Origin of the sequence: Variovorax sp. dw_954 (genome assembly GCF_018449755.1) — a bacterium.
Taxonomy (GTDB): domain Bacteria; phylum Pseudomonadota; class Gammaproteobacteria; order Burkholderiales; family Burkholderiaceae_C; genus Variovorax.
This window is the reverse complement of record NZ_JAAVVD010000018.1, coordinates 144,696-167,001: the sequence shown is the minus strand read 5'-3', so window position 1 is coordinate 167,001 and position 22,306 is coordinate 144,696. Positions and strand designations below refer to the sequence as shown.

At 67.8% G+C, this 22,306-nt stretch carries 23 protein-coding genes; 1 reads left to right on the top strand and 22 read right to left on the bottom strand.

Features of this window, described 5'->3' with window-relative positions:
* Positions 1–129: 129 nt before the first annotated feature.
* The 21 genes from HB681_RS25310 to HB681_RS25210 all read right to left on the bottom strand — a co-directional run bounded on the left by HB681_RS25310 (position 130) and on the right by HB681_RS25210 (position 20,146).
* Entirely contained in the window at positions 130–1,134 is a 1,005-nt protein-coding gene (locus HB681_RS25310) for an XdhC family protein (protein WP_213957623.1), read from the bottom strand.
* Positions 1,131–2,063: a hypothetical protein gene (locus tag HB681_RS25305; protein WP_213957622.1), complete on the bottom strand. Its 933-nt coding sequence runs from the start codon at positions 2,061–2,063 to the stop codon at positions 1,131–1,133. The genes HB681_RS25310 and HB681_RS25305 overlap by 4 nt, the downstream gene beginning before the upstream one ends.
* A 10-nt stretch (positions 2,064–2,073) precedes the next feature.
* The gene (locus HB681_RS25300; RefSeq protein ID WP_213957621.1) at positions 2,074–2,775 is read right to left on the bottom strand and encodes a putative 2OG-Fe(II) oxygenase; all 702 of its coding nucleotides are present in this window, start codon (positions 2,773–2,775) and stop codon (positions 2,074–2,076) included.
* Between the two features lie 7 nt (positions 2,776–2,782).
* Positions 2,783–3,457 (bottom strand): nucleotidyltransferase family protein, encoded by a 675-nt coding sequence (locus HB681_RS25295; RefSeq protein WP_213957620.1) that lies wholly within the window; start codon positions 3,455–3,457, stop codon positions 2,783–2,785.
* 2 nt (positions 3,458–3,459) lie between these two features.
* Complete coding sequence (locus HB681_RS25290) at positions 3,460–4,404, bottom strand: XdhC family protein (protein ID WP_213957619.1); 945 nt, start codon at positions 4,402–4,404, stop codon at positions 3,460–3,462.
* Between the two features lie 23 nt (positions 4,405–4,427).
* Positions 4,428–5,600: a VWA domain-containing protein gene (locus HB681_RS25285; RefSeq protein WP_213957618.1), complete on the bottom strand. Its 1,173-nt coding sequence runs from the start codon at positions 5,598–5,600 to the stop codon at positions 4,428–4,430.
* Position 5,601: 1 nt separating this feature from the next.
* The gene (locus tag HB681_RS25280) at positions 5,602–6,504 is read right to left on the bottom strand and encodes a MoxR family ATPase (RefSeq protein WP_213957617.1); all 903 of its coding nucleotides are present in this window, start codon (positions 6,502–6,504) and stop codon (positions 5,602–5,604) included.
* Positions 6,505–6,511: 7 nt separating this feature from the next.
* Complete coding sequence (locus tag HB681_RS25275; protein ID WP_213957616.1) at positions 6,512–7,153, bottom strand: SRPBCC family protein; 642 nt, start codon at positions 7,151–7,153, stop codon at positions 6,512–6,514.
* Positions 7,153–9,567 (bottom strand): aerobic carbon-monoxide dehydrogenase large subunit, encoded by a 2,415-nt coding sequence (locus tag HB681_RS25270; RefSeq protein ID WP_213957615.1) that lies wholly within the window; start codon positions 9,565–9,567, stop codon positions 7,153–7,155. Before HB681_RS25270 ends, HB681_RS25275 begins: the two co-directional genes overlap by 1 nt.
* Entirely contained in the window at positions 9,564–10,055 is a 492-nt protein-coding gene (locus HB681_RS25265) for a (2Fe-2S)-binding protein (protein WP_213957614.1), read from the bottom strand. The genes HB681_RS25270 and HB681_RS25265 overlap by 4 nt, the downstream gene beginning before the upstream one ends.
* Positions 10,056–10,081: 26 nt before the next feature.
* Positions 10,082–10,945: a xanthine dehydrogenase family protein subunit M gene (locus HB681_RS25260; RefSeq protein ID WP_213957613.1), complete on the bottom strand. Its 864-nt coding sequence runs from the start codon at positions 10,943–10,945 to the stop codon at positions 10,082–10,084.
* A gap of 198 nt (positions 10,946–11,143) precedes the next feature.
* A complete protein-coding gene (locus HB681_RS25255) occupies positions 11,144–11,914 on the bottom strand; it encodes a PAS domain-containing transcriptional regulator (protein ID WP_213957612.1) in 771 nt (256 codons plus the stop codon).
* Positions 11,915–12,789: 875 nt separating this feature from the next.
* Complete coding sequence (locus HB681_RS25250) at positions 12,790–14,109, bottom strand: MSMEG_0569 family flavin-dependent oxidoreductase (protein WP_213957611.1); 1,320 nt, start codon at positions 14,107–14,109, stop codon at positions 12,790–12,792.
* Between the two features lie 30 nt (positions 14,110–14,139).
* On the bottom strand, positions 14,140–14,424 hold the full coding sequence (locus tag HB681_RS25245; protein WP_213957610.1) for an MSMEG_0570 family nitrogen starvation response protein: 285 nt from the start codon (positions 14,422–14,424) through the stop codon (positions 14,140–14,142).
* Between the two features lie 11 nt (positions 14,425–14,435).
* Positions 14,436–15,644, bottom strand: coding sequence for an MSMEG_0565 family glycosyltransferase (locus tag HB681_RS25240; protein WP_213957609.1), 1,209 nt, complete (start codon positions 15,642–15,644; stop codon positions 14,436–14,438).
* Positions 15,637–16,635 carry a sll0787 family AIR synthase-like protein gene (locus HB681_RS25235; RefSeq protein WP_213957650.1) on the bottom strand — a complete coding sequence of 333 codons (999 nt, stop codon included), beginning with the start codon at positions 16,633–16,635 and terminating at the stop codon, positions 15,637–15,639. Before HB681_RS25235 ends, HB681_RS25240 begins: the two co-directional genes overlap by 8 nt.
* A gap of 56 nt (positions 16,636–16,691) precedes the next feature.
* Positions 16,692–17,249 carry an MSMEG_0567/Sll0786 family nitrogen starvation N-acetyltransferase gene (locus HB681_RS25230; protein ID WP_213957608.1) on the bottom strand — a complete coding sequence of 186 codons (558 nt, stop codon included), beginning with the start codon at positions 17,247–17,249 and terminating at the stop codon, positions 16,692–16,694.
* Between the two features lie 15 nt (positions 17,250–17,264).
* Positions 17,265–18,335 carry an MSMEG_0568 family radical SAM protein gene (locus tag HB681_RS25225; RefSeq protein ID WP_213957649.1) on the bottom strand — a complete coding sequence of 357 codons (1,071 nt, stop codon included), beginning with the start codon at positions 18,333–18,335 and terminating at the stop codon, positions 17,265–17,267.
* Entirely contained in the window at positions 18,298–19,356 is a 1,059-nt protein-coding gene (locus HB681_RS25220) for a Nit6803 family nitrilase (RefSeq protein WP_213957607.1), read from the bottom strand. The genes HB681_RS25225 and HB681_RS25220 overlap by 38 nt, the downstream gene beginning before the upstream one ends.
* Before the next feature lie 13 nt (positions 19,357–19,369).
* The gene (locus tag HB681_RS25215; protein WP_213957606.1) at positions 19,370–19,852 is read right to left on the bottom strand and encodes an MSMEG_0572/Sll0783 family nitrogen starvation response protein; all 483 of its coding nucleotides are present in this window, start codon (positions 19,850–19,852) and stop codon (positions 19,370–19,372) included.
* An 84-nt stretch (positions 19,853–19,936) separates the two neighbouring features.
* Complete coding sequence (locus HB681_RS25210) at positions 19,937–20,146, bottom strand: hypothetical protein (RefSeq protein ID WP_213957605.1); 210 nt, start codon at positions 20,144–20,146, stop codon at positions 19,937–19,939.
* Positions 20,147–20,195: 49 nt separating this feature from the next.
* Here HB681_RS25210 and HB681_RS25205 point away from each other — a divergent pair, with 49 nt between their 5' ends.
* Positions 20,196–21,587, top strand: coding sequence for a PLP-dependent aminotransferase family protein (locus tag HB681_RS25205; protein WP_213957604.1), 1,392 nt, complete (start codon positions 20,196–20,198; stop codon positions 21,585–21,587).
* A gap of 133 nt (positions 21,588–21,720) precedes the next feature.
* On the opposite strand, the gene HB681_RS25200 is transcribed toward HB681_RS25205, so the two are convergent.
* Complete coding sequence (locus tag HB681_RS25200) at positions 21,721–22,011, bottom strand: hypothetical protein (protein ID WP_213957603.1); 291 nt, start codon at positions 22,009–22,011, stop codon at positions 21,721–21,723.
* Between the last annotated feature and the right edge of the window lie 295 nt (positions 22,012–22,306).

The window sequence follows — 22,306 nt, the reverse complement described above, 5'->3', positions numbered from 1 at the left end:
GGGTGCCCGCTGAAAAAGCCATGCGCGGGCCAAACAGACATGAACCGCAGGCACAACTTCAGCGCCGACAACCATTGCCAAATGAGGCCCCGCGCGCGTCGGCACTGCACTTCGGCGTTCTGACTGAGCTCATGCAGCAACCCTGCACTCGGTGCTCGAAGCGCTCCAGTCCACCAGCGAGGACTCCAAGTGCGTGCCGCGGCGGACGCCGGTCATCTCGGCCAGGATGGCCAACGAGATCTCCGGCGGCGTCCTGCCTCCCAGGTTCAGGCCCACCGGCCCTCGGAGCTGGCGGACCTCTTCCTGCGTCAGGGCGAACTCGCGCAGACGCAGGCGACGTGCCTCGTTGTTGCGGCGCGAGCCCAGTGCGCCGACGTAGAAGGCCGGCGTCTTCAGGGCTTCCATCAAGGCCAGGTCGTCCAGCTTCGGATCGTGCGTGACGGCCACCACCGCGCTGTTCGCGTCCAGCTTCATCTCGACGACCAGGTCGTCCGGCATCTCGCGCGACAGCGCGACGCCTTCCAGGGCTTGCCAGCCTTCGTGGTACTCCACGCGCGGATCGCAGACGGTCACCTGGTAGTCCAGCATCACCGCCATGGCCGCGAGGTAGCGCGACAGTTGGCCGCCGCCGACGATCAGCAGCCGCAGGCGTGGCCCGTGGACGGTGATCAGCGTCTTGCCGTCGAAGCTGACGGCGTCCCCGGCATGGACGGGTTCCAGCGAGACGGCGCCCGAATCCATGTCGAGTTGCCGCTGCACCACGTGGTGCCGTTCGACCTCCACCAGCAGTTCGTCCAGCCGAGATCGGCCACTCAGCGGTTCCAGCACGATCTGCACCGTGCCGCCGCACGGCAGGCCGAAACGTCGCGCCTCCTGGGCGTTCGCGCCGTAGATGGTGGACTGTGGCAGAGCAGGTGCCAGTTCGGCACGGCGCACGCGGCTGATCAGGTCGTCCTCGATGCAGCCGCCGGACAAGGAGCCCGCCACCTGGCCGTCGTCGCGGATGACCATCCAGGAACCTGGCGGCCTCGGCGACGAGCCCCAGGTTCGCACCACCGTCCCCAGCACCACGCGGTGCTCGCGACCCAACCACTCGATCGCGGTGCGCAACACTTCCACGTCCATGCTGTTCATGGTTTCCTCTCCATCCTGAAGAATGCGGGCCGGCACAGGGCGACCGCCGCGCCGACGGTGGCGAGCGTTCCCAGCCCGAAGTGCACCCACCACAACGCCCAGGGCCCGCGGCCGTCGATCGCGAGGCCGAGCCCCCAGACGCAAGCCGCCGGTGCCAGCGCGCCCAACACACCCGGTGCGAGACGTGGACTGCCGCGATGCACGGGCGCCGGGCCGGGCCGCGAGGACCAGGCCAGCCCCCACGCCAGCGAATGGCACATCGACGCGGCCATCAGCCCCTGCAGCACCGGCAGGACGCACAGCATGGCCAGGCCTGCCGCCATGGCGAGCGCGACGCCCGCGTTGGTGTGCAGCCTGACACGCGCCAGATGCAAAGCCACGGAAGGCAGCAGCATGGCGGAAAGATGCAAGCCGCTCGATAGCCAGGGCGCCGAACCCCAGGCGCCCCCGCACCATTGCGCCGTGATGGCGAGCGACGCCATCATCGGCAGCATGGCCCAGCGCGCGGACTGCACGGGCCACATCGCAGGATCGGACCACGACGTCCAGTTGGCTGCCGGCAGCGCGCAGTGGATGAGCCCTGTCGGACAGGCGGGCCTCCTGCGCGCCGCGCGCGATGCGGCCACCACCAACACACCCCAGCCGATCGAGGCCAATGCGATCGCCACCGCGCCGCCGTTGTCGCTGGCCCAGGCCAGCGCCGCGACCGTGGCCAGGCCCGCCAGAACAAGGATCGCGCGCAGCTGCGCGGCCGATGGCACCCGCGAAGACCCGAAGCGAAGCCCCAGCCCGATGGTGCCGAGCCACAGTGCGACCGGCGCCAGTCCACCCGCCCAAAGGGGCAGCCGCAGCTGGCCGAGCGTGCCCAGCACGAGCCAGCCTCCGATCAGCAGCGCCCAGGCCAGGCTGCGCGCCGCCAGCAGGCGCATGGAGCTTCCACTAGTGAGCGCTGTAGTCATGCAGCCGATCGCTCCCACGCGCCGCGTGAACGCTGGCATTGAACGAGACCACGATCCGCTCCGACTCGCCGTCGTAGGGCAAGGCCTGGTGCGCCAGCCACGAGGGGAACAGCACGAGTTGCCCCGGCACCGGCTCGATGTCCAGGTGCGGCGGCTGCAGGTACGCGTTGCCGAGATCGACATGTCCACCCGCGAGGGCCAGGAACGACGGGCCGTAGAAGCGCGTCACGCCGTTGGCCACGCCGTAGACGGGGTGCTCCCTGCGTCGCGCCGGCGCGTCCACCTGCACCACGTACACGCCCGACCAGGAGCAGTTGCCATGCGTGTGCACGTCGTGGAAGGCGCCGTGGTTGGCGCATTGGAACCAGAGGCCTTCGAGCGCGATGCGCAGATCGAGGCCCCGCTGCGGCCAGGCCCCGCGGTTGGCGTGCGTGGCCGTGTCGCGCAGGCTTTGGAGCAGGAAATTCAGGAATCCCTCCCATTCCGGCAACTGCACGCGGCGCAGCAGGTCGTCGTCGCTGGCGAAGAAGGCGCCCTGCGGTTGCGCCTTCTCATGCAGCTGCGTGACGCGCATGGCACCGAACACGCGCGCCAGCAGCGGGTTGAGCGCAGCTGCGTCGGCATGGCGGTGCACGCCCAGCGGCGTGGGCCACAGTGAATGGAAGCCTGCGTCGATGCTCATCGCCGGGTCAGACTGCCACCGCGCGCGGCCAGCGCAGCGCGTGCCCGGTCTCGCGCTCGAAGCGCTCGAGGTCTTCGAGGGTGTCGATGTCGACGCGGTAGCGCCGGTTGTCGGTCGCAAAGGGCGCCACCATCTCGGGGTGCCGCGCCTGCCACTGGCGACAGCCGACGTTGGCCTCGCCGGCGAGGATCCGTTCGCGCACGTCGGCACTGAACATGACGGGATTGCCGCGCTCGCCCTGCACTTGCGGGTAGACCACGTCGGTGCCCGGCGGGCGCTTCTTCCAGGCGCCGATCAAGGCCGAGATGTCCTGTGCATTGATGAGCGGCTGGTCGGCCAGCGCCACGACGACCGCATCGCATCGGCCCGTCAGCGCGGCCAGGCCCAGGCGCTGCGAAGACACCTGGCCCTCGTCGGGACGCGGGTTGTGAACCACCGTGACCGGAAAGGTCTCGACCGCCGGCCCGATCTGCTCGGCGTGGTGCCCCAGGACGACGGCCAGTTCGTCGACGCCGGCGCCCGACAGCGCGATCAGCATCCGTCGAATCAGCGGAACGCCGCCCAGTTCGAGCAGGCATTTGGGCCGCCTGCCGATGCGCTCGCCCGCGCCCGCGGCCAGCAACACGGCAGCGACCGTCACCCGCGAATAGAGGCCTCGGCCACCCTTCATGATGCAGCCCATGGTCAACCTCCGCAGCAAGACTTGGCAGGAACCGCCAGCACCGGCTCCGTCGCCGTTGCGCAGCACGAATGGGCCGCCGTTGTAGCCGCAACCAGGGCCGACGCAACCGCAGGGGGCCCAAGCGCAGGCTCGAGACCGATGTCATCGGAGACGAGCGCACCGCGCCGATGCGAGACCACGGCTGCGAGCACGGACAGCGCGATCTCTTCCGGCGTCGTCGCGGCTATCGGATAGCCCGCAGGCGCCACGATGGCAGCCACGGCCGCCGGGGCGCTGCCGCTGGCAATCAGCGAGTCCTTCAACACGCCGGCCTTCTTCGCACTGGCGACGAAGGACACCTGGCGCGCCGACACCGAAAGCGCGAGCCGCAGCCCCTGCACATCGCGCCTGCCCTGCGTGGCGACGACCACCCATGCGTTCGCGGGAATCCGGGGCCCCGCCGTGCCCGGGTCGTCGCACGCGATCACGCGCTCCGCATCCGGATAGTCGGCGTCCTCGGCTTCGTGCGCGACGAGCGTGACCGCGAAGCCGACCCGTGGCGCCAACTGCACCAGGCTGTGCGCAACCGGTGACGCACCGATGACCACGAGGCGGGCGCGTGGCAGCACCGGATCCACGAACAGTTCCAGCGTCCCCCCGGAATGGCAGCTCATGCCGAACTCCAGGACATCGCCCAGTTCCCGCTCCATGCCCTCCTCCGCGGGCGTGATCCGGATCAGCTTGGCCTTTCCGTCGCTGAGCACCTGGCGCACGGTGCGGATGACCGCGGGCTGGGCGCAGCCGCCGCCGATCCAGCCGTGCAGTTGCCCATCCACGGTCACCACGGCTTTGTCGCCGGGATGCGCCGATGCCGGCGCGCGCGCGCGGATCACGCTCACCAGGGCGTAAGGCGTGCCGTCGTGCTGCAGGCGCTGGGCGGCTTCGAAGACGTTTTCGGCAGTGGTCATGCAATGCTCCTTTTTCGCGTCACTCAATGGACATGAGCGGCGAGTTGCGTCAGGTCGCGCAAGCTGTTCAGGCGGTGAAAGCGCTCGATCAGCCCGCGCTGCGCCCTCGCCGCCTGCATGCCTTGCGAGGCCGGCGGCTCGGCCGAGGGGTGGAACCAGGAAATGCGCGCGCCGTACCCACGCACCCGCGCCAGTTCCTCCGCGAGGCGATGCGGCTCGTCGGCGTCGAAACCGTCGGAGAGCACCCAGACCCGCGCGTGGCGTCCAAGCTGGGCGCGTGCGTGCACCGCGTGGAAATCGGCCAGACTCGTGGCGATCCGGGTGCCGCCGCCAAAGCCGGCGGTCACGGCATTGACCTTTTCCTGCACTGCCGTCGAACTGCTGCGCAGCAGGGGCGTGACTTCCGCCAGGCGCGTATGGAAGACGAAGACCCGCGCATTCATCGCCAGCACGAACGCGCGTGCAATGCGCAGGAACAGCTGGGCGTGGGTCTCCATCGAGCGGCTGACGTCGACGAGGATGAACAGGCGTGGCCGCTCCCGCCGCGGCGAGCGCCAGACCGGGTGCACCGGCAGGCCGCCGGTGGCCAGGCTGGCGCGAAGGGTGCGCCGCAGATCGAGGCGGCGCCCGACAGGGTTGTCGTGCCAGCGGCGCGTGAGGCGCCGGCGCAGCGCCTGGGCGATCTGTTCCGCCAGGCGCTCGAGCTGCGCCAGATCCTGGGGCAGCCATTGGGACAGCGAGCGGTCGTGAAGCGCTTCGGTGCGGCTCGCGCCGCCCTGGGCCCGGGCGATGCCGGGATCGTCCGAGGCGGCCAGGCCGGCTTGCATCGCGGCATCGGGCAAGGCGGGGCCGTTCGCCTGCGGCGATGTCTCCGAAGCCGCGCGCTGTTGCAGGCTCTGCACGAGTTGCTCCAGGCTGCGCCTCGGGCGTGTCTGGCCGCTGACGCGCGTGCCGCCCTTCACCTTGTGCGGATACCAGAAGCGTTCGAACAGGTCGGGCCAGCGCTGCCAGTCGCGCGCATCGTGGCAGGCGATGGCGCGCCAGGCCGGGTCGATCCTGGCGCAATGCGCCAGCGGCAGGGCCAGTGCGGCACGCACCATGGCCTGCTGCTCCGCCACCCCGACCGTGAGGCCATGCTCACGCAGCATCGCGGCAAATCCTGCGATGCGCTCCAGAGGATTCGCTTCGGTGCCCATGTCACACCGCCTGCGCTGCCTTCTCGGCAACGCCCACGCTGCGCCGCCCTTCCAGCACCTGCCGAACACGGCCGGCATCGAACTGGAAGCGATCTTCCCGCGTCTTCAGCAGGCACGAGAGGGATGCCTCGAGCGCGTGGGGATCCTCCGGCAGCGCCTTGAACTCGAGACGATGCAATGCACGGACCCAGTCCAGTGTCTCGGCGATTCCCGGCTTCTTCGCGAGATCTTCTCGGCGCAAGGCCTGCACGAAAGTCACGGCCTGCTCGACAAGCGCGCTCTCTGCGCCGGGGAGCGTGGCGCGCACGATCGCGATCTCGCGTGCCAGCGTGGGATAGCCGAGGTAGTGATACAGGCAGCGCCGGCGCAAGGCATCCGAGAGCTCGCGCGTGCCGTTGCTGGTCAGCACCACCTGCGGCACGTGCTTGGCGCGCACGGTGCCCAGTTCGGGCACGGTGATCTGGTATTCGGCCAGCACCTCGAGCAGGAAGGCCTCGAAGGCCTCGTCCGCACGATCGATCTCGTCGATCAGCAGCACACAGGGCGCATCGCTGGAGATCGCCTGAAGCAAGGGACGCTCCAGCAGGTACTCGCGCGAGAACAGGTCCGCTTCGGCGGCGCGCTGCCCCGAGGTCTCGCGCAGTCGGATGGCCAGGAGTTGCCGGCCATAGTTCCACTCGTAGGCGGCCTGCGACATGTCGAGGCCTTCGTGGCACTGCAGCCGCACCAGGCGACGGTCCTGCGCACGCGCGAGCGCGGCCGCCAGCGCGGTCTTGCCGACGCCCGCGTCGCCTTCGATCATCAGCGGGCGCTGGAGTTCTCCGGCCAGCCACAGCGTGGTCGCGAGCGCCTCGTCGGCGATGTACCCACTGCGGTGCAGGGACTCGCGCAGGAAGTCGTCCATGATCGGTTCACGCCGTCTTCTTGCCGAACAGGTTGGCGAACCAGCCCTTGACGATGATCCACACCAGCCGCAAGGCATTGAGCTCGTTCCCCCGCTCCCTGGCGGGTTCGGGACTCGGAGTCGGCGGCGGGGCGGCCTCGACCATTGCAGGCCCGACGGAAGTTTCATTCGCCGGGGCTGTGACGGGGGCTTCAACGATGGCGGCCGCAGCGCGGAAGTTGTCAGCGAACTGCGCCAGCATCGCGTCGGCAATCGGCACCAGCAGCCGGCCGCCGAACTGTGCCAGCTTGCCGCTGACGGTGACGGTCGCCAGGCCGGTGAGCACGGACGTGCCCTGCGTCGCTCCGGGCTCGATGTGCGCGACGAGGTTCATCGACGCCGACGAGCCGCCCTTGTCCGTGCCCTTGCCGAGCATTTCCAGCCGGCGCTTCTGCACATCGAGGCCCAGCACCTCGATGTCGCCGTTGAACGTCATCACCGCGGGTCCGACCTTGCTCTTGACGGTCCCCTTGTAGTGCGTGTCGTCCAGCTGGTCGGTGATCTGCGCGCCCGGCATGCAGCCCGCCACCGCGCGGATGTCGGACAGGACCACCCACGCCCGCTCGCCGGACACCTCGAGCGGATAGCGCTTGTCGAGTTGGACTTCCATTACAGGGCCGCTCCGGATTGCTTCAGTTGCTGCCACACGCGGTAGCTGTTGTGCGGCATGGTCATCTGCGTGACGCCAAGGTGGGCGAAGGCGTCGACCACCGCCGACGTGAAGGTCGGGATCGAGCCGACGTGCGGCGACTCCGCGACACCCTTGGCACCGAGCGGATGGTGCGGAGACGGCGTGACGGTGTGGTCGGTCTCCCAATGCGGGGTTTCGACGGCGGTCGGCAGGAAGTAGTCCATCAGCGTGTTGCCGAGCAGGTTACCCTGCGCGTCGAAAGGCATCTGCTGGCCCATGGCCACCGCGTAGCCCTCCGTCAGGCCGCCGTGGATCTGGCCCTCGATGATCATCGGGTTGATGCGCGTGCCGCAGTCGTCGAGCGCATAGAAGCGGCGCACCTTGGTCTCGCCGGTGGCTCGGTCGATGTCGACCACGCACAGGTAGATGCCGAAGGGGTAGGTGAAATTCGGCGGGTCGTAGTAGTGCACCGCCTCCAGGCCCGGCTCCATGCCTTCGGGCGGCTGGTGGTAGGCGGCCCACGAGATGTCCTTCATGCTCTTGAACCGCGCGTCGTCGCCCTTGACCTTGAAGCGGTCGATTTCCCAGTCGAGGTCGTTCTCGCCGACCTCGAGCAGGTGCGCGGCGATCTTGCGGGCCTTCGCGTGGATCTTGCGTGCCGCCAGCGCAATGGCCGCACCCGCGACCGGCGTCGAGCGGGAGCCGTAGGTGCCCAGTCCGTAGGGAGCGGTGTTGGTGTCGCCCTCTTCGACCTGGATCACTTCCGAGGGAATGCCCAGTTCCGTCGCGATGATCTGCGCGTAGGTCGTCTGGTGGCCCTGGCCCTGCGTGATGGTCCCCATGCGGGCGATGGCGCTGCCGGTCGGGTGGATGCGGATCTCGCAGCTGTCGAACATGCCGACACCGAGGATGTCGCAGATCTTGCTGGGCCCCGCGCCCACGACCTCCGTGAACGTCACCAGGCCGATGCCCATCAAGGTTCGCGCGTCCGGGTCGGCCCGCCTGGCCGCCTGCTGGGCGCGCAGCCCCTTGTAGTCCACGGCATCCAGCACCTTCTGAAGCGCGGTGTGGTAGTCGCCCGAGTCGTACTCGAAGCCGAACGGGCTCCTGTAGGGAAACTGCTCCTTGCGGATGAAGTTCTTCGCGCGGATCTCGGCCTTGTCCATGCCCAGCTTCTGCGCCAGCACGTCGACCATGCGCTCGATGACGTACACCGCTTCCGTGACGCGGAATGAGCAACGGTAGGACACGCCGCCCGGCGCCTTGTTGGTGTAGACCCCCTTCACGCTGCAGAAGGCCGCCGGGATGTCGTAGGAGCCCGAGCAGATGTGGAACATGCCGGCCGGGAACTTGGTCGGGTCGGCGCAGGCGTCGAATGCACCGTGGTCGGCCAGAACGTTGACGCGCAGGCCCAGGATGCGGCCGTCCGCGGTGGCGGCGAGTTCTCCGTCCATGTGGTAGTCGCGGGCAAACGCGGTGGTGGAGATGTTCTCGATGCGATCCTCGACCCACTTGACCGGCTTGCCGAGCACGATCGACGAGACGATCGCGCACACGTAGCCCGGATAGATACCGACCTTGTTGCCGAAGCCGCCGCCGATGTCGGGCGAAACGATGCGCACCTTCGATTCCGGGATACCGGACAGCAGCGAGACCACCGTGCGCACCACATGGGGCGCCTGCGAGGTGATGAAGGTGGTCAGCTCGCCGCGGATCGGATCGAAGGAGGCGACGCAGCCGCAGGTCTCCAGCGGGCAAGGGTGCACGCGCGGGTAGATGACGTGCTCCTTCACCGTGACCGGCGCCTTGGCGAAGGCCGCGTCCACCAGTTCCCTGTCGCCGGCGTCCCAGGTGAAGATGTGGTTGTGGTGGTCGCGCTTGCCGTGCGCACCTTCGGTCTTTCCGGCCAGGTCTTCGCGCAGCACCGGCGCGTCGGGGGCCAGCGCCATGTGCGGGTCGATCACGACCGGAAGCTCTTCGTACTCGACGATCACGGCCTCCACGCCGTCTGCCGCGGCGTAGTGGTCTTCGGCGAGCACGACGGCGACTTCCTGCATCTGGAAGTGCACCTTCTCGTCGGCCAGCACCGCCGCGACGTCTCCGGCCAGCGTGGGCATCCAGTGCAGCTTGAGCGGCTTGAGGTCTTCGGCCGTGAGGACGGCGATGACGCCAGGCACCTTCAGCGCCTCGGACTTGTCGATGCTCTTGATGCGCGCGTGGGCGTACGGCGAGCGCACGATGTCCATGTGCACCATGCCGGGCATCTTGATGTCGTCGACGTAGTTGCCCTTGCCCTGGATGAAGCGTGCGTCTTCCTTTCGCAGGCGGCTGTCGCCCATGCCCTGCAGTGCGGCGCTGCGCTCGAGCAGCTTCGGATCGACGGGCGCGTTCATGCGGCCTCCCTGGCGGTCTGCTGCAGCTTGGCGGCCGCATGCAACACCGCCTTGACGATGTTCTGGTAGCCCGTGCAGCGGCAGAGATTGCCGCTCATGCCGACGCGGACTTCGGTTTCCGTCGGGTCCGGGTTTTCCTGCAGGAAGCGATAGGCACGCATCAGCATGCCGGGGGTACAGAAGCCGCACTGCAGACCGTGTTCCCTGTAGAAGCCCTCCTGGACAGCATGCAGGACAGGTCCTTTCGCAAGCCCTTCGACGGTGAGCACGTCGGAACCCTCGCACTGCACCGCGAGGTGGGTGCAGCTCTTCACCGAGCGTCCATCCAGGTCGACCGTGCAGGCGCCGCAGTGACTGGTGTCGCAGCCGATGTGCGCGCCGGTGAGCTGGCAGTCTTCGCGCAGGAAGTGGATGAGCAGGATGCGCGGCTCGACCGCTTTTTCGATCGTGCGGCCGTTCACCTTGACCGTGAGAAGCTTCTTTGTCATGACCTTCGGGTCTCCTGGGTTGGTTGTCAGTGGCAACGCGCCGCCGCCTTGCGGATCGCGCGCTTGAACATCTCGCCGGCCATCGCCGTCTTGTATTCGCGATCGCCCCGCAGGTCTTCGGCCGGATCGCAGATCTCCATGACCTTTGCAGCCGCCTGGGAGATCAGCGCTTCCGTCAGCGGGTTGCCGAGCAGCACCGCTTCTGCGGCTTCGGCGCGCAGGGCGGTGGCCGCGACATTCGTCAGCGCGATGCGCACCTGGCTGACCTGCTCGCCATTCATCCGCATGACCACGGCGGCGCCCGCGGTGGCCCAGTCCCCGGTTTTTCGCTTGAGCTTTTCGTAGGCGTAGCCCGTCCTGGGTCCGAACGCGGGGATTCGTATCTCGACGAGGATCTCGTCGTCCGCGAGTTCCGTCATGTAGGTGCCGTGGAAGAAGGCGTCGGCCTTGACCTGGCGCTGACCCTTGGGGCCTTGCTGCACGAACGTGGCGTCCAGCGCGATGGACAGGGCTGGGTGGTCGTTGCCGGGGTCGCCGTGCGCGATGTCGCCGCCGATCGTGCCGCGGTTGCGCACCTGCGGGTCGGCAATCAGCCGGGCCGCCTCGGGCAGCAGCGGGACCTTCGCCTGGAGGATCGGCGAGCTGATCAGGTCATTCTCGACCGTCATGGCGCCGATCACCACTGTCGAGCCCTCCTCGCGGATGCCGCGAAGCGAGTCGATGCGGTTCAGGTCGATGAGGTGCTCGGGTTGCGCGAAGCGCAGCTTCATCATCGGCAGCAGGCTGTGTCCGCCCGCCAGAAGCTTGGCGTCGGAGCCGAGCCGCCCCATCAGGTTCAATGCCTCGCCCACCGAAGTGGGCGCGTGATAGTCGAATGCAGGCGGGATCATCGAGGGCTCCAGAACATGCCGCAAATGGCATGCAAGAAGTCTCGTTCCGATCGCGCCGGGGCTCAACTTGCCGTCAAATAGCGGCTGTTGGCATCAACTGCGGCGGCGGGGGTGCGAACTGGCGTGCGATTGCACGAACTGCAGATCGGGCCATTTCGTGCGCGCAGAGCCCTAGGGAAAGCGATCCTGGTGTTATCCCTAGGTATCGTCGGCCAAGGACCCCTGGCGCCTGGCGGAGCCTTCCGTCGGCGTCATGCCCAGGCGCGCCAGGAGGTCCGCGGCGCTGGTGCGCGAGACCGGCACCGTGCGCGTCCCGTCGTCGAGCTGGATGACCAGGCGGCCGCCCTCGCGCACGAGGGCCTGGATGGCGCCCAGGTTGACGATGTGGCTTCGATGCACCCGCATGAAGCGTTGCGGATCCAGCCGTGTCTCGATGTCGCTGATGCTGAGGTTGCAGAACCGGTTTTCCTCGGCGGTGACGACCCTCGTGTAGTGGCCGTCCGAATGCAGGTGCAGCACGTCGCCGACATCGACGAGCACCACCTGGTTGCCGGAAGCCGTCGGTATCTTCATCAGGCGACGCGGTTGATTCGCTTCCTCGCTCTTCACAGGCAACTCGCCGCTGACGATCTCGGTGATGTCGTGAAAGACCAGCACGTAGCCCGACGGACCGGCCTGCCCATCCGAGAGGCGCGACACCTTGATCAGCAGCACCCGCTCGGGGATGTTGATGATCATCGTCATCGGTGGCGGATTGGCCACGGGGCAGACGGCCGCCTGGTCGAGCAGGAAGGCTACCTTGGGTCGCGACCGCTCGGGATGCAGCCCCAGCACATGGCGATCGAACGGTCGCAACTCTTCCACGGGCAGCGTGCGCCGAGCGAGGTCGTTCATGCCGACCACTCGGCGCTCGACGTCGAGATACACGATCCCGATGTCGAAGCGCTCTAGCGCGTAGAGAGGAGACATCCGCGACGGGGTGCGAGGTCCTGCGACATCGGAGGCGGCTGTTGGATCTGAAACGGTGGGGGTGGTCACTCTTGAATGCCTCGGTCGAGCCGAATGGCATCGTAGCGCCGGCCGCAGTGCCCGCTCGAACGCGGCACTCTGCGTCGCAGACCCTTCACACCGCACGAAAAAGCACGAGATGCAAGTGATGCCGCACGAACCGCATGTGGGATGCGCGGACTGCAAGGACGCCGATTTCGACGCCCCGGGGGCATTAGGGAAAGCCACTAGCGAACTTACCCTGAGCCCGCCATTGGTTCAGGGACGTTGGCAACTCCGTCTCGCGATCCTCTCGCCTACTTTTCAGCAATGCCCGCGGCGACGATTCTGGAAAGCTCATCCGAAGAAAGCACGACCAGCCCATGGCTGTGGGCAGGATCTTGACCAGCGATTGCGCTACGGCCTCGGCGGCTCAAAGCGCGGCGTCGCCAGATCGTGCAGGGACTACTCGGCATAGGACACTGCGAAGGCGCGGGCTCGCGCCGGATCGGGATTGCGGAGTGCACGGGGACCGTTCCGCCGGCAATGGCACCGTAGCGGCGCAGGCGTCCGGCCAATTCGTCTTGACAGGCCGATCGAGTCTCGGGACAGTTCTCCGGCCGGCTCGCGCCGCAAGAGCGGTACGTCGCGGAAGACAGCAATGCTGACAACCGAACTTGAAGACTTCTATCGTGCATTTGAAGCGCAGCTGATGTAGGCGCGGCGCGCACATCGTGACCACTGGCGACTCGGTAGGGCCAGCCTCAACGCATACGCGATCTGCGCCTCGCTGAATCTCGACCTCTTCGTTGCTTCTCCTTGCGCCCATTCGGGCGCTACCGGAAGCAACCGTGCCTCTAGTCTTGAAAAGTCCGGGATTCAGAGGAGACGTCAACCGCCAAGCTGCCGACCGCTTGTTCGCCTCCTTGTTGCAGGCGGCCGCGCATCTCGTCGATCCGTTCAGCCAGAAACTCCGCATCGCGCGCCACGCCCGAGAAGCGCCCGGAGCCCCAGGTATGCAGCCACGGAAGCCCAAGGAAATAGAGCCCGGCCACGCCCGTCACGCCGCGCAAGTGCACCGGGTCGCCGCGGCCATTGAAGACCGGCGCGTCGATCCAGGCGAAGTCGGGCAGGAATCCGATGCACCACACGACGCTGGTGATACCCGAGGCGCGCAGGCTCAGCGTGCTGCGTTCCCCTTCCGGCTGCCACACCGGCTCGTAGACGCCGCCGGCCGGTGCGTCGATGCCGTTGGCCGCAATGAACTTGTCGATGGAGGCGTTTATGCCGTTGTAGATCTGGTCCGCGTGATCGAGATTCGCGCGCAGGTTGGGCTTGAACTGCAGGGTGTCGCCGTCCAGCCCGGTCATCAGACCGAAGAGTTCCATGCCCTCGGTGGCGAATCGGCGCAGGTCGATGTCGCGGCCGCCGTCGCGTCCGGTGACGTAGTGGTTCGTGTTGTCGCGCACACCCTCGCGCAGCGGGTGCGCGGTCACCGGCATGTCGTAGTAGTTCATGTCGGCGAGCCAGTCGACCACGTCCTTGCCGCGGTAGAAGCGGGCACAGCGCGGGGCATTGCCCGTGGCGAGATACACCTTCCGCCCGGCCAGGTGCAGATCCTCCGCGATCTGGGCACCGGACTGGCCGCAGCCCACGACCAGCACCGCGCCCTCCGGGAGCTGCGCTGGATTGCGGTACTGCGCCGAGTGGTATTGCACGATGCCCGCCGGCAGCCGCTCGGCCATGCGCGGGACCACAGGCTTGTGATAGCCGCCCGAGGCCACGACGACCTGGTCCGCGGTGTAGCGTCCTGCGCTGGTGTCGATGGCATAGCGATCCGCCTCGCCGTCACGCGAGACCTTCTCGACACTCACGCCCTCGATGGCAGGTGCCTGCACCTGTTCGACGAAGCCGGCCAGCCAGGCGTTGATCTCGTCCTTCACCATGAAGCCGTGCGGATCGCTGCCGGTGTACGACCAGCCGGGCAGGTTGCATTGCCAGTTGGGCGTGACCAGGCAGAAGGAATCCCAGCGCTGGGTGCGCCAGCTATGGACCAGCGTGCGCTTCTCGATCACCAGGTGGTCGATGCCTCGCTGCTGAAGACAATGGCTCAACGACAGGCCGGACTGGCCGCCGCCGATGATGACGACGCTGTAGTGGGTGGGGCGGGTGTTCATGATGGAAATCTCTCTCAACAGTCGGGTGGGTCAGTCGAAGCGCAGGATCACGACCTGCGCATCGGGATGGGCATCGAATCGGCGGGCGACCTGCTCGATCTCCGCGAGCTGGTCCATGGCCTGCGAGCAGGCAAAGCCATACTTGGCGCGCACGCGCTCGGACGCGATGCCGAGTGCCTCGCGCGCACGCCCGAGGAAGTCGGCCAGCGGATAGCGCTCGCCGGGAACGAGGAAGTCCCGGACGACCAGCGAAGGGGAATAGCAGCGGGTCTCGCTGTCGTCCGGCCAGCGGACCTGGAAATGCATGACGGGCATGGGATCGATCCTCAAAAGGTCGCAAGGGAATCGGCGCGCGTGGCAGCGTCGCGCAGTCCCTCGCGGTAGAGCTGGACATGGCGCGCCGCGCTGGCCGGCCAGCTGAAGCGCGCGCCAAGGCGGGCCGCCGATGCAGCGATGCGCTCAGGCTCGCGCTGCTCGATGGCGACTCGCAAGGCGCTGGCAATGGCGCACGCGTCCAACGGATCGGCCCACTGCAACTCGTCCGTCTGCAGGTACTCCGTGAACGGTGCGATGCGCGACACCACGACCGGCACGCCGCTGGCCAGCGCCTCCAGCACGACCAGGCCGAAGCCTTCATTGAGCGAAGGCATCGCGACCACGTCGGCAAGGCGGTACAGCGAAGGGATGTCGGCGTCGGGCAGCGGTCCCGCCAGCACGATGGGTTGGCCGGCTCCGACGGGGAGGCCACCGGCCTGCGCGAGCGCGGCGAAGGCCCGGTGGTATTGCGCATGGTCGAGCAGGCTGGCGCCGCCGGCGATGACCAGTTGTGCCGTCGGTAAGTCCCTTCGGAGTTGCAGGAACGCCTCCAGCAGTCGCAGCGTGTTCTTGCGCGCCTCGACGCCGCCGAGCGCCAGCACGATCGGCGCTCCGGCGAGCAAGCCAAGGCGCTGCGCCAGCGCCGCATCGCCGGCGGTGGGCACCGGGCTGAAGCGTTCGCCATCGATGCCATTGGCCACTTCGGCGGCCTCGATCCCGTGTCCGGCCCGAAGGCGTGTCTGCCACAGTCGACTGACGCAGAAGACCTGCCGCGCTCGGAGAAAGCCGCGCGACTGCCACTGCATGAGCTGTGCAGCCTCGAAGACCTCCAGGTGGTGCACGGTGCGCACGAAACCGTCGATCAGCCCGGCCGCCCGCAGGTCTGCCAGGGCGTTGGCGCCAATCGGATCCTGCGCGTGCCATACGTCGAAACACTCGCGTTGCAGCAACTCGCCGATCGACGCACGAAAGGCGGCGATGCGCGAGGCGACCATCTCAACCATGTCGCGAGGCGCGGCCTGCACCGGCACCAGGTGCGTATCGCAGCGCACCGGCCGGAAGAAGCGCTGGCCCGGCGCTGCGGGTGCCATCACCGTGACCTCATGGCCGGCATCGTGCAGCGCCTGCGCGAGCTCCAGCGTGTGGACCACGCCACCGCGCGGGTTCACCGAATGGGTCAGGAGGCCGATGCGCAGCGGCCGGGCCTCGACCTCATGCATGGGACGCCTGCGCATCGGCAGCCTCGCAGATGAAGGCATCGCGGCGCAGGTCCCACAGCATCTCGCGTTCGTCGCCCTGCCGCAGAGTGAGCGTGCGCGTGTCGTCGACCTCGCCGATCACCTGGCAGGCGATGTCGCGCGCCGCGAAACGCGTGAGCACCTCGCCCAGCTTGTCGGGGCGCACGCTGAGGATGAAACCGAAGCTGGGGAAGGCACCGAGCCACCGCAGCAGGGGTGCGCCATCGGGCCGGGGAATCTTGTCGAGATCGATGGTGGCGCCGACCTGCGAACACTCCAGCAGCATCAATGCCGTGCCGATCGCGCCGGCCATGCTGATGTCCTTGGCCGCGTCGCACAGGCCTGCTTCGGCCAGCGCCGGCAACACTTCCAGGTCGGCACGCAGCCGTGCGCCCGGCGCCGAGCTCGATGCATCCCAGAACGGAAACGGGTCTTGGTAAGCGCCACGCAGATCCACCGCCATCAGGAGCAGATCGCCCGGCCTCGCCGAGAAACTCGTCAGCAGCTTGCGTGCGCGCCCGAGGATCGCCACCGCCAGTTGGGGCCGCAGGCTGCGCTGGTTGCTGTGGCCGCCGACGATCGGCACGCCGTACCGGGCGGCGGCATCGGCCATGCCGGCGAGCATCTGGTCGGCGTGCTGCATGCCGTCGCTCCAGATCGCGTCGACCACCGCCGTCGGGCGACCGCCCATCGCATAGATGTCGCTGACGTTGACCATCACGCCCGAGTAGCCGGCGAAGCGCGGCATGCGCTCGATGAAGTCCTCCACCAGCCCCTCGATCGCGAACAGCAGGTAGCCGCCCTGCCCGTCCGGGATGGCGGCACAGTCGTCGCCGACCGGCACCGCCTGCGCCAGCGCTGCCGTGCCGCCGGGAAGCGAATGGCCCAGCGCAGCCACCACGCCGCTAATGTCGCGCTTGTGCGCGAAGCCGCGGCTCTCGCGCAGCGCGGTCGCGATGTCGGACAAGGTCATTGCGCAACCTCCGTGCTGCGCACTGCGGTATTCGCCCTTGGGGCGGCAAGGCGTGCTCATGTCCGGCTCCTCGCCCGCGAGACGAAGCCGCTGGCAGCGTCGTGGCACGGCGGATAGAAGGCCAGGTCCGCCTGCATCTCGGTGTGCGGGCGGCCATGGATCGACAACTCGGCAAGGCTGCGCCAGTGCAGCTTGTGGAACAGCGGCACGTTCTGCGACTGCACATGCGCCAGGAAGGTCCGGCAGTCCTGCGCATGCGCGCGCGTCACGGCCAGGCGTATCAGCGTCGCGCCCAGGTGCCCCTGGCTGCGAAAGGCCGGGTGCACCGCCAGCCGCGAGCCCCACCACAGGCCGGGTTCGGGTTCGTGGATGCGCACCGTGCCGACCACCTGGTCCGGCATGCCGGCGATGCAGGACATCGCGACCAGCAGTTGCGAGCGCTCGTCGATGCCGTCGCGGTCATCCCCCGCGAAGATGCCCTGCTCGATGCAGAACACCGCACGCCGCAGCGCGAAAGCCTCGTCGCGTTCCCATTGCTGGGCCGCTTCACGCACCAGGAACTCGACCGGCGCGTATTCAAGCACCGGCTCGACGACATCATCGATGCAGCTCATGTCGGGCCCCTTTCTTCAGGATTCGTAGACGGACAGCGACGAGCAGGCGCCGCACTTTCCGCAGCCGGCCTTGATGTCGCTCGAGCGCAGGTTCGCCGCAGACACGCTCTGCCCGAGCGGCTGCAGGATCGACCGCATGAACTCGGGCGACGGCGCGGGATGGTCTTCCAGCGGCGTGCCACCGATCGGTACGAATGGCACGACGAAGGGGTAGACGCCGATCGCGAGCAGCCGGTCGCAGATCTCGAGGATCGCCTCGCGCGTGTCGCCCAGGCCCGCCAGGATGTAGGTGCTGACCTGTCCGCGGCCGAACACGCCGACCGCCGCCTCGAAGGCGCTCATGTAGCGCGAGACCGGCACCGCGGCCTTGCCCGGCATGATGCGTTCGCGCAGCGCCGGCGTCACCACTTCGAGGTGCATGCCCAGCGTATCGATGCCGGCTGCACGCATGCGATGGAACCACTGGTCGTCGTCGGGCGGTTCGCACTGGCCCTGGATCGGGATGTCGACCGCGGCCTTGATCGCGAAGGCGCTCTCGCAGAGGATCGCGGCGCCGCGGTCGGTCGCGTTGGGCGTGCCGGTGGTCATCACCATGTGCTTCACGCCGTCGAGCAGCACCGCGGCGCGCGCCACCTCGGCCAGCTGTTCCGGCGTCTTGCGCGCGATGGTGCGGCCGGCCGCGAGCGACTGACCGATCGCGCAGAACTTGCAGCTCTTGCGCCGGCTCTCGTAGCGGATGCAGGTCTGCAGCACGGTGGTCGCGAGGACGTCGGAACCGTGCAGCGTCGCGATGTGCGAATAGGGCACGCCGTCAAAGGTCTGCATCCTGTAGAAGCGCGGCTGCTTCGGAAAGCTGATGTTCGCGATCGGAATGCTGCCGCGCATCACCCGGCTCACGCCAAGCGCGTTCGGCGCCTCGGCGGTGAAGGGCGAGTGCCACGCCGTGGAGGTGTGGACAGGCACCATGATCGTGTGGCCGTCGACCGTGACGGCCTTGTGGTCCGACGGACCGGCACCGCCGCGGCGGCTCGACACACCGGCTGTCGGATCAACCAGCCGCAACCCGAAGGACTGCAACTCGGTCATCAGTTGCCGGCTCGATGGGATTTCCGTGGTGTTCATGGTGAAGGCTCCGGGGATCGGGGGTGGAAGAAGCGAAGGCGCCCTGCGCTGGCGGCATCCGCAGCGTGGTGGTGGCAGGCCGGTCGTTGATGGCCAGGCTCAGCAGTTCGGGCCGCGCGTAGTGGCCGACCGAATCCATCATTCGCTTGCGCTTGGTGATGAGCGCCATGTCGAGGTCAGCGATGACCATGCCTTCGCCTTCGGTCAGTGGTGGTGCAAGGTGCTTGCCTTCGGGCGAGACGATGGCCGTGTGGCAGCCGCCGCGCAGCGCCTTCTGCAGCGCCGCATCGGGCGTGATGGCACTGATCTGCGCATCGGTCAGCCAGCCGGTGGCATTGATGACGAAGCAGCCCGACTCCAGCGCGTGATGGCGGATCGTCACCTCCATCTGTTCCGCGAAGATCGGACCCACCAGCGAGCCTGGGAATTGCGCGCAGTGGATCTCCTCGTGCTGGGCCATCAGGCTGTAGCGCGCCAAGGGGTTGTAGTGCTCCCAGCAGGCCAGCGCGCCGACACGGCCGACCTGCGTCTCGACCACCTTGAGGCCGGCGCCGTCGCCCTGGCCCCAGACCATGCGCTCGTGATAGGTGGGCGTGATCTTGCGGCGCTTGAGTACCAGGGTGCCGTCGGCGTCGAACACCAGTTGCGTGTTGTAGAGGCTGCCATGGTCACGCTCGTTGACGCCCAGCACCACGACGACGCCGCGCGAACGCGCCCGCTCGGCCACCGCCAGCGTCACCGGCCCCGGCACCACCACGGCCCGCTCCATCAGCCGGAGGTGGGCCGGCCCCTGCAGCACCGGCGGCTGCACGAAGGAGAAGTACGGGTAGTAGGGCACGAAGGTCTCGGGAAAGACCACGATCTGCGCGCCCTTGCCGGCGGCCTCGTCGATGGCCTCGCAGACGCGGTTCAGCGTGCCCTCGGGCGCGTCGAAATCCGGCGCGATCTGGACCGCGGCGGCGCGCACGATGCGAAGGGAAGTCATGGCCGCCCCCGCCTCACAGCGTCCAGGTGTCGAGGATGAAGGCGCCGGCCTTGCGGTGCAGCAGCACGATGTCCAGCACGTCGAGCGGGCTGATCGGCCGGATGCCCGGGATCAGCGCGCCTTCGCCATGGCCGTACAGCGCCTGCAGCGCGAAGCGGCAGGCGTAGACCTTGCCGCCCTCCTCCATGAACTTGACGATCTGCTTGTTGAAGTTCTGGTGGCCCGGGAAGGCCTCGTCGCCAAGCGTCGGGAAGCCGCGCTGGACACCGAGCGTGACCCCGGGGCCATAGAGCAGGATCGTGGTGTCGAAGCCCTTGCGCTTCAGCCGCGTGGCCTGCAGCAGGTTGACGAAGCCGATCGAGCCTTCGAAGGCGACGGTGTGGAAGGTGACCAGCGCCTTCTCGCCGGGCTCGGCCTTCACGTCCTCGAAGACTTTTTCTTCGTAGTCGACGAGGAAGTCGCCGGGGGCATTCTTGGGTTGGGTGACGGTGGGCATGGAAAAGACTCCGGGTGAAAAGTTGATTGGATGGGGTTGCGCGCCCTTCTCTTTCGCATGTGATGTGCCAGCCGCGAAGGCCCTTCATGCGATCAATGCGCGATCAATGCGCATGCGCGTGGCCTGCGGTCGCTCCAGAATTTTTCGGCGTGCTTCCAGGGGGCCTGCCGGGCTGCGCTGCGGCGCCTTTGCGCACTCGAATGGCGCGACATCCATGCGATCAATGCACCCGATCAATGGCTGTTCGCGCACGTGTTCCATGCACGAGGCCGTTTGCGGCCCGGCATGCTTCATGCGTCCATCCATGGCCATCAATGCAATCAATGGATGCAATCAACTCACCATGGACAAGAACGCCCAGCGCTGGCAGAAGCGGCTCGACACGAGCAATCGTCCGGCCTACCTGTTGCTGGCCGACCTGCTCGCCGAAGACATCCGCACCGGGCGGCTGACGGCGCGCGACAAGCTGCCGACCCTGCGCGACCTCGCCGCCGACCTGCGCCTGAACTACACGACGGTCGCCCGCGGCTATGCCGAAGCCCGCAAGCGCGGCCTGATCGATTCGCGCGCAGGCACTGGCACCTTCATCCGCGGCACCAGCCCTTCCGTGCCGCTGCGCGGCGGCAGCACGGCCGAGATGACGATGAACCTTCCGCCCGAGCCGCGCGATACGGCGCTGCTTGAGCGCATGAAGGAAAGCGCGACGCGCGTGATGGCCGACACCGACCTGTACGACCTGCTGCGTTACCAGGACTTCGGCGGCTCCGCGCGAGACCGCGAAGCCGCGATGCAGTGGCTGCGCCCGCGCATCCCCGACTGCCGCATCGACCAGGTGCTGGTGTGTCCGGGCATCCACAGCGTGCTCGCCGCGCTGTTCTCGCAGCTCGCGCGGCCGGGCGAGCTGATCTGCGTCGAGTCGCTCACCTATCCCGGTGTCAAGGCGATTGCCACGCAGCTCGGGATCCAGCTGCATGCCCTGCCGCTCGACGACGAGGGCCCGATGGGCGAGTCCTTCGAGCACGCCTGCAGGACCCTCAGGCCGAAGGCGCTCTACATCAACCCGACGCTCAACAACCCGACCACCGCCACGATCCCGCGCGCGCGTCGCGAGGCGCTGGCCGACATCGCGCTGCGCTTCGCCATCCCGATCATCGAGGACGACGCCTACGGCCTGCTGCCGCGCCAGCCGCCGCCGGCCATCGCGACGATGGCGCCGGACCTGACTTACTACATCACCGGTTTCTCCAAGACGCTGGGCGCCGGGCTTCGCAACGCCTACGTGCGTTCTCCGAGCGCGCGGCAGTCACAGCGCCTGGCCGGCGCATTGCGCGCCACCACCGTGATGGCCTCGCCGATCACCAACGCACTGTCCACGCTCTGGGTCGAGGACGGCACCGCCGAAGCGATGCTGCAGGCCGTTCGCAACGAATCGAATGCACGGCAGGTACTGGCCATCAAGCACCTTGGCGAGCACGGCGTGATTGCGCCGAACGACTGCTTTCATCTCTGGCTGCCGCTGTCGTCGGCCTGGAGCATGGTCGAGCTCGCCTCCTTCCTGCGCACCCGCAACGTCGGCGTGGTCGCCAGCGTTGCGTTCTCGACCGACGGCATGCCGCCCGAGGCGGTGCGCATCTGCCTGGGGGGACCGATGTCGCGCGACGAATGCGAAGACGCCCTGCGCCTGATCGCCGACACGCTGGCACATCCGACGCATCCGCACGCAACGGTGAGGTGAAGAGAGCAACCCCGTGGGTCGCCACGCTCTTGCGCGGCCAGCCGGGCCGGGCGCCCGTGATGGGTTACCTCCCTCCGAAGGCTCGACGAATCGCGAAACGTATTTCTGCGGCAAGACGCTCGCGCGGCAAGCCTCAGGCCCGCACGAAACGCAGCTGCGCCCTGTGCGGCAATTCGTCCCGGACCAGTTCCCGGGCGTCGTCGTCGACGCATTCGAAGAGCGCATCGGGGATCGCGTCCTGTTCCAGCGAGAGCAGGATCTCGATGGCCTCCTGCTGGGCCACGGAGAAGGTACCGGTACGGGCCAGGCGCTGGAACTTGTCGGCCGCTGCGATGGGCGCCAGTTCGCACAGATCGAGCAGTTCGAGCACGTGCTTGACTTGCGAGGGCGTGAGGGGCTTGGGGATCGCGGATGACTTCTTCATGGCAAATGAATCCTTGAGGGACGTGGCCGAGGACTGTTCCCGGGGTTGTGGAGCAGTCTCTGCCCCAGTCCTTAAGCGTCGCTGAAGTTGCTTTGCCATGAGCCCTGCGGATCTCAGGAACCCGATCCCGGCGTGTGGAAAGTCTCATCACGCCCGCTGATCCTCGACGGGCCGTCGCGCCGTTGCGTCGGGATCCGCCAAAGCGGCGTATCCGTCGCTGTCACGCCCCGGAGCGGGAGGCTCCGCGATCCGCTCCAATGCCAGGCTTTTCCCCGTTTTGCGCGGCGCTCGGCGC

Bases quoted from the DNA above. Each gene is read 5' to 3' on its own strand.
- HB681_RS25310 (WP_213957623.1), bottom strand. From the start codon at position 1,134: ATGAACAGCATGGACGTGGAAGTGTTGCGCACCGCGATCGAGTGGTTG.
- HB681_RS25305 (WP_213957622.1), bottom strand. From the start codon at position 2,063: ATGCGCCTGCTGGCGGCGCGCAGCCTGGCCTGGGCGCTGCTGATCGGA.
- HB681_RS25300 (WP_213957621.1), bottom strand. From the start codon at position 2,775: ATGAGCATCGACGCAGGCTTCCATTCACTGTGGCCCACGCCGCTGGGC.
- HB681_RS25295 (WP_213957620.1), bottom strand. From the start codon at position 3,457: ATGGGCTGCATCATGAAGGGTGGCCGAGGCCTCTATTCGCGGGTGACG.
- HB681_RS25290 (WP_213957619.1), bottom strand. From the start codon at position 4,404: ATGACCACTGCCGAAAACGTCTTCGAAGCCGCCCAGCGCCTGCAGCAC.
- HB681_RS25285 (WP_213957618.1), bottom strand. From the start codon at position 5,600: ATGGGCACCGAAGCGAATCCTCTGGAGCGCATCGCAGGATTTGCCGCG.
- HB681_RS25280 (WP_213957617.1), bottom strand. From the start codon at position 6,504: ATGGACGACTTCCTGCGCGAGTCCCTGCACCGCAGTGGGTACATCGCC.
- HB681_RS25275 (WP_213957616.1), bottom strand. From the start codon at position 7,153: ATGGAAGTCCAACTCGACAAGCGCTATCCGCTCGAGGTGTCCGGCGAG.
- HB681_RS25270 (WP_213957615.1), bottom strand. From the start codon at position 9,567: ATGAACGCGCCCGTCGATCCGAAGCTGCTCGAGCGCAGCGCCGCACTG.
- HB681_RS25265 (WP_213957614.1), bottom strand. From the start codon at position 10,055: ATGACAAAGAAGCTTCTCACGGTCAAGGTGAACGGCCGCACGATCGAA.
- HB681_RS25260 (WP_213957613.1), bottom strand. From the start codon at position 10,945: ATGATCCCGCCTGCATTCGACTATCACGCGCCCACTTCGGTGGGCGAG.
- HB681_RS25255 (WP_213957612.1), bottom strand. From the start codon at position 11,914: ATGTCTCCTCTCTACGCGCTAGAGCGCTTCGACATCGGGATCGTGTAT.
- HB681_RS25250 (WP_213957611.1), bottom strand. From the start codon at position 14,109: ATGAACACCCGCCCCACCCACTACAGCGTCGTCATCATCGGCGGCGGC.
- HB681_RS25245 (WP_213957610.1), bottom strand. From the start codon at position 14,424: ATGCCCGTCATGCATTTCCAGGTCCGCTGGCCGGACGACAGCGAGACC.
- HB681_RS25240 (WP_213957609.1), bottom strand. From the start codon at position 15,644: ATGCATGAGGTCGAGGCCCGGCCGCTGCGCATCGGCCTCCTGACCCAT.
- HB681_RS25235 (WP_213957650.1), bottom strand. From the start codon at position 16,635: ATGACCTTGTCCGACATCGCGACCGCGCTGCGCGAGAGCCGCGGCTTC.
- HB681_RS25230 (WP_213957608.1), bottom strand. From the start codon at position 17,249: ATGAGCTGCATCGATGATGTCGTCGAGCCGGTGCTTGAATACGCGCCG.
- HB681_RS25225 (WP_213957649.1), bottom strand. From the start codon at position 18,335: ATGACCGAGTTGCAGTCCTTCGGGTTGCGGCTGGTTGATCCGACAGCC.
- HB681_RS25220 (WP_213957607.1), bottom strand. From the start codon at position 19,356: ATGACTTCCCTTCGCATCGTGCGCGCCGCCGCGGTCCAGATCGCGCCG.
- HB681_RS25215 (WP_213957606.1), bottom strand. From the start codon at position 19,852: ATGCCCACCGTCACCCAACCCAAGAATGCCCCCGGCGACTTCCTCGTC.
- HB681_RS25210 (WP_213957605.1), bottom strand. From the start codon at position 20,146: ATGAAGCATGCCGGGCCGCAAACGGCCTCGTGCATGGAACACGTGCGC.
- HB681_RS25205 (WP_213957604.1), top strand. From the start codon at position 20,196: ATGGACAAGAACGCCCAGCGCTGGCAGAAGCGGCTCGACACGAGCAAT.
- HB681_RS25200 (WP_213957603.1), bottom strand. From the start codon at position 22,011: ATGAAGAAGTCATCCGCGATCCCCAAGCCCCTCACGCCCTCGCAAGTC.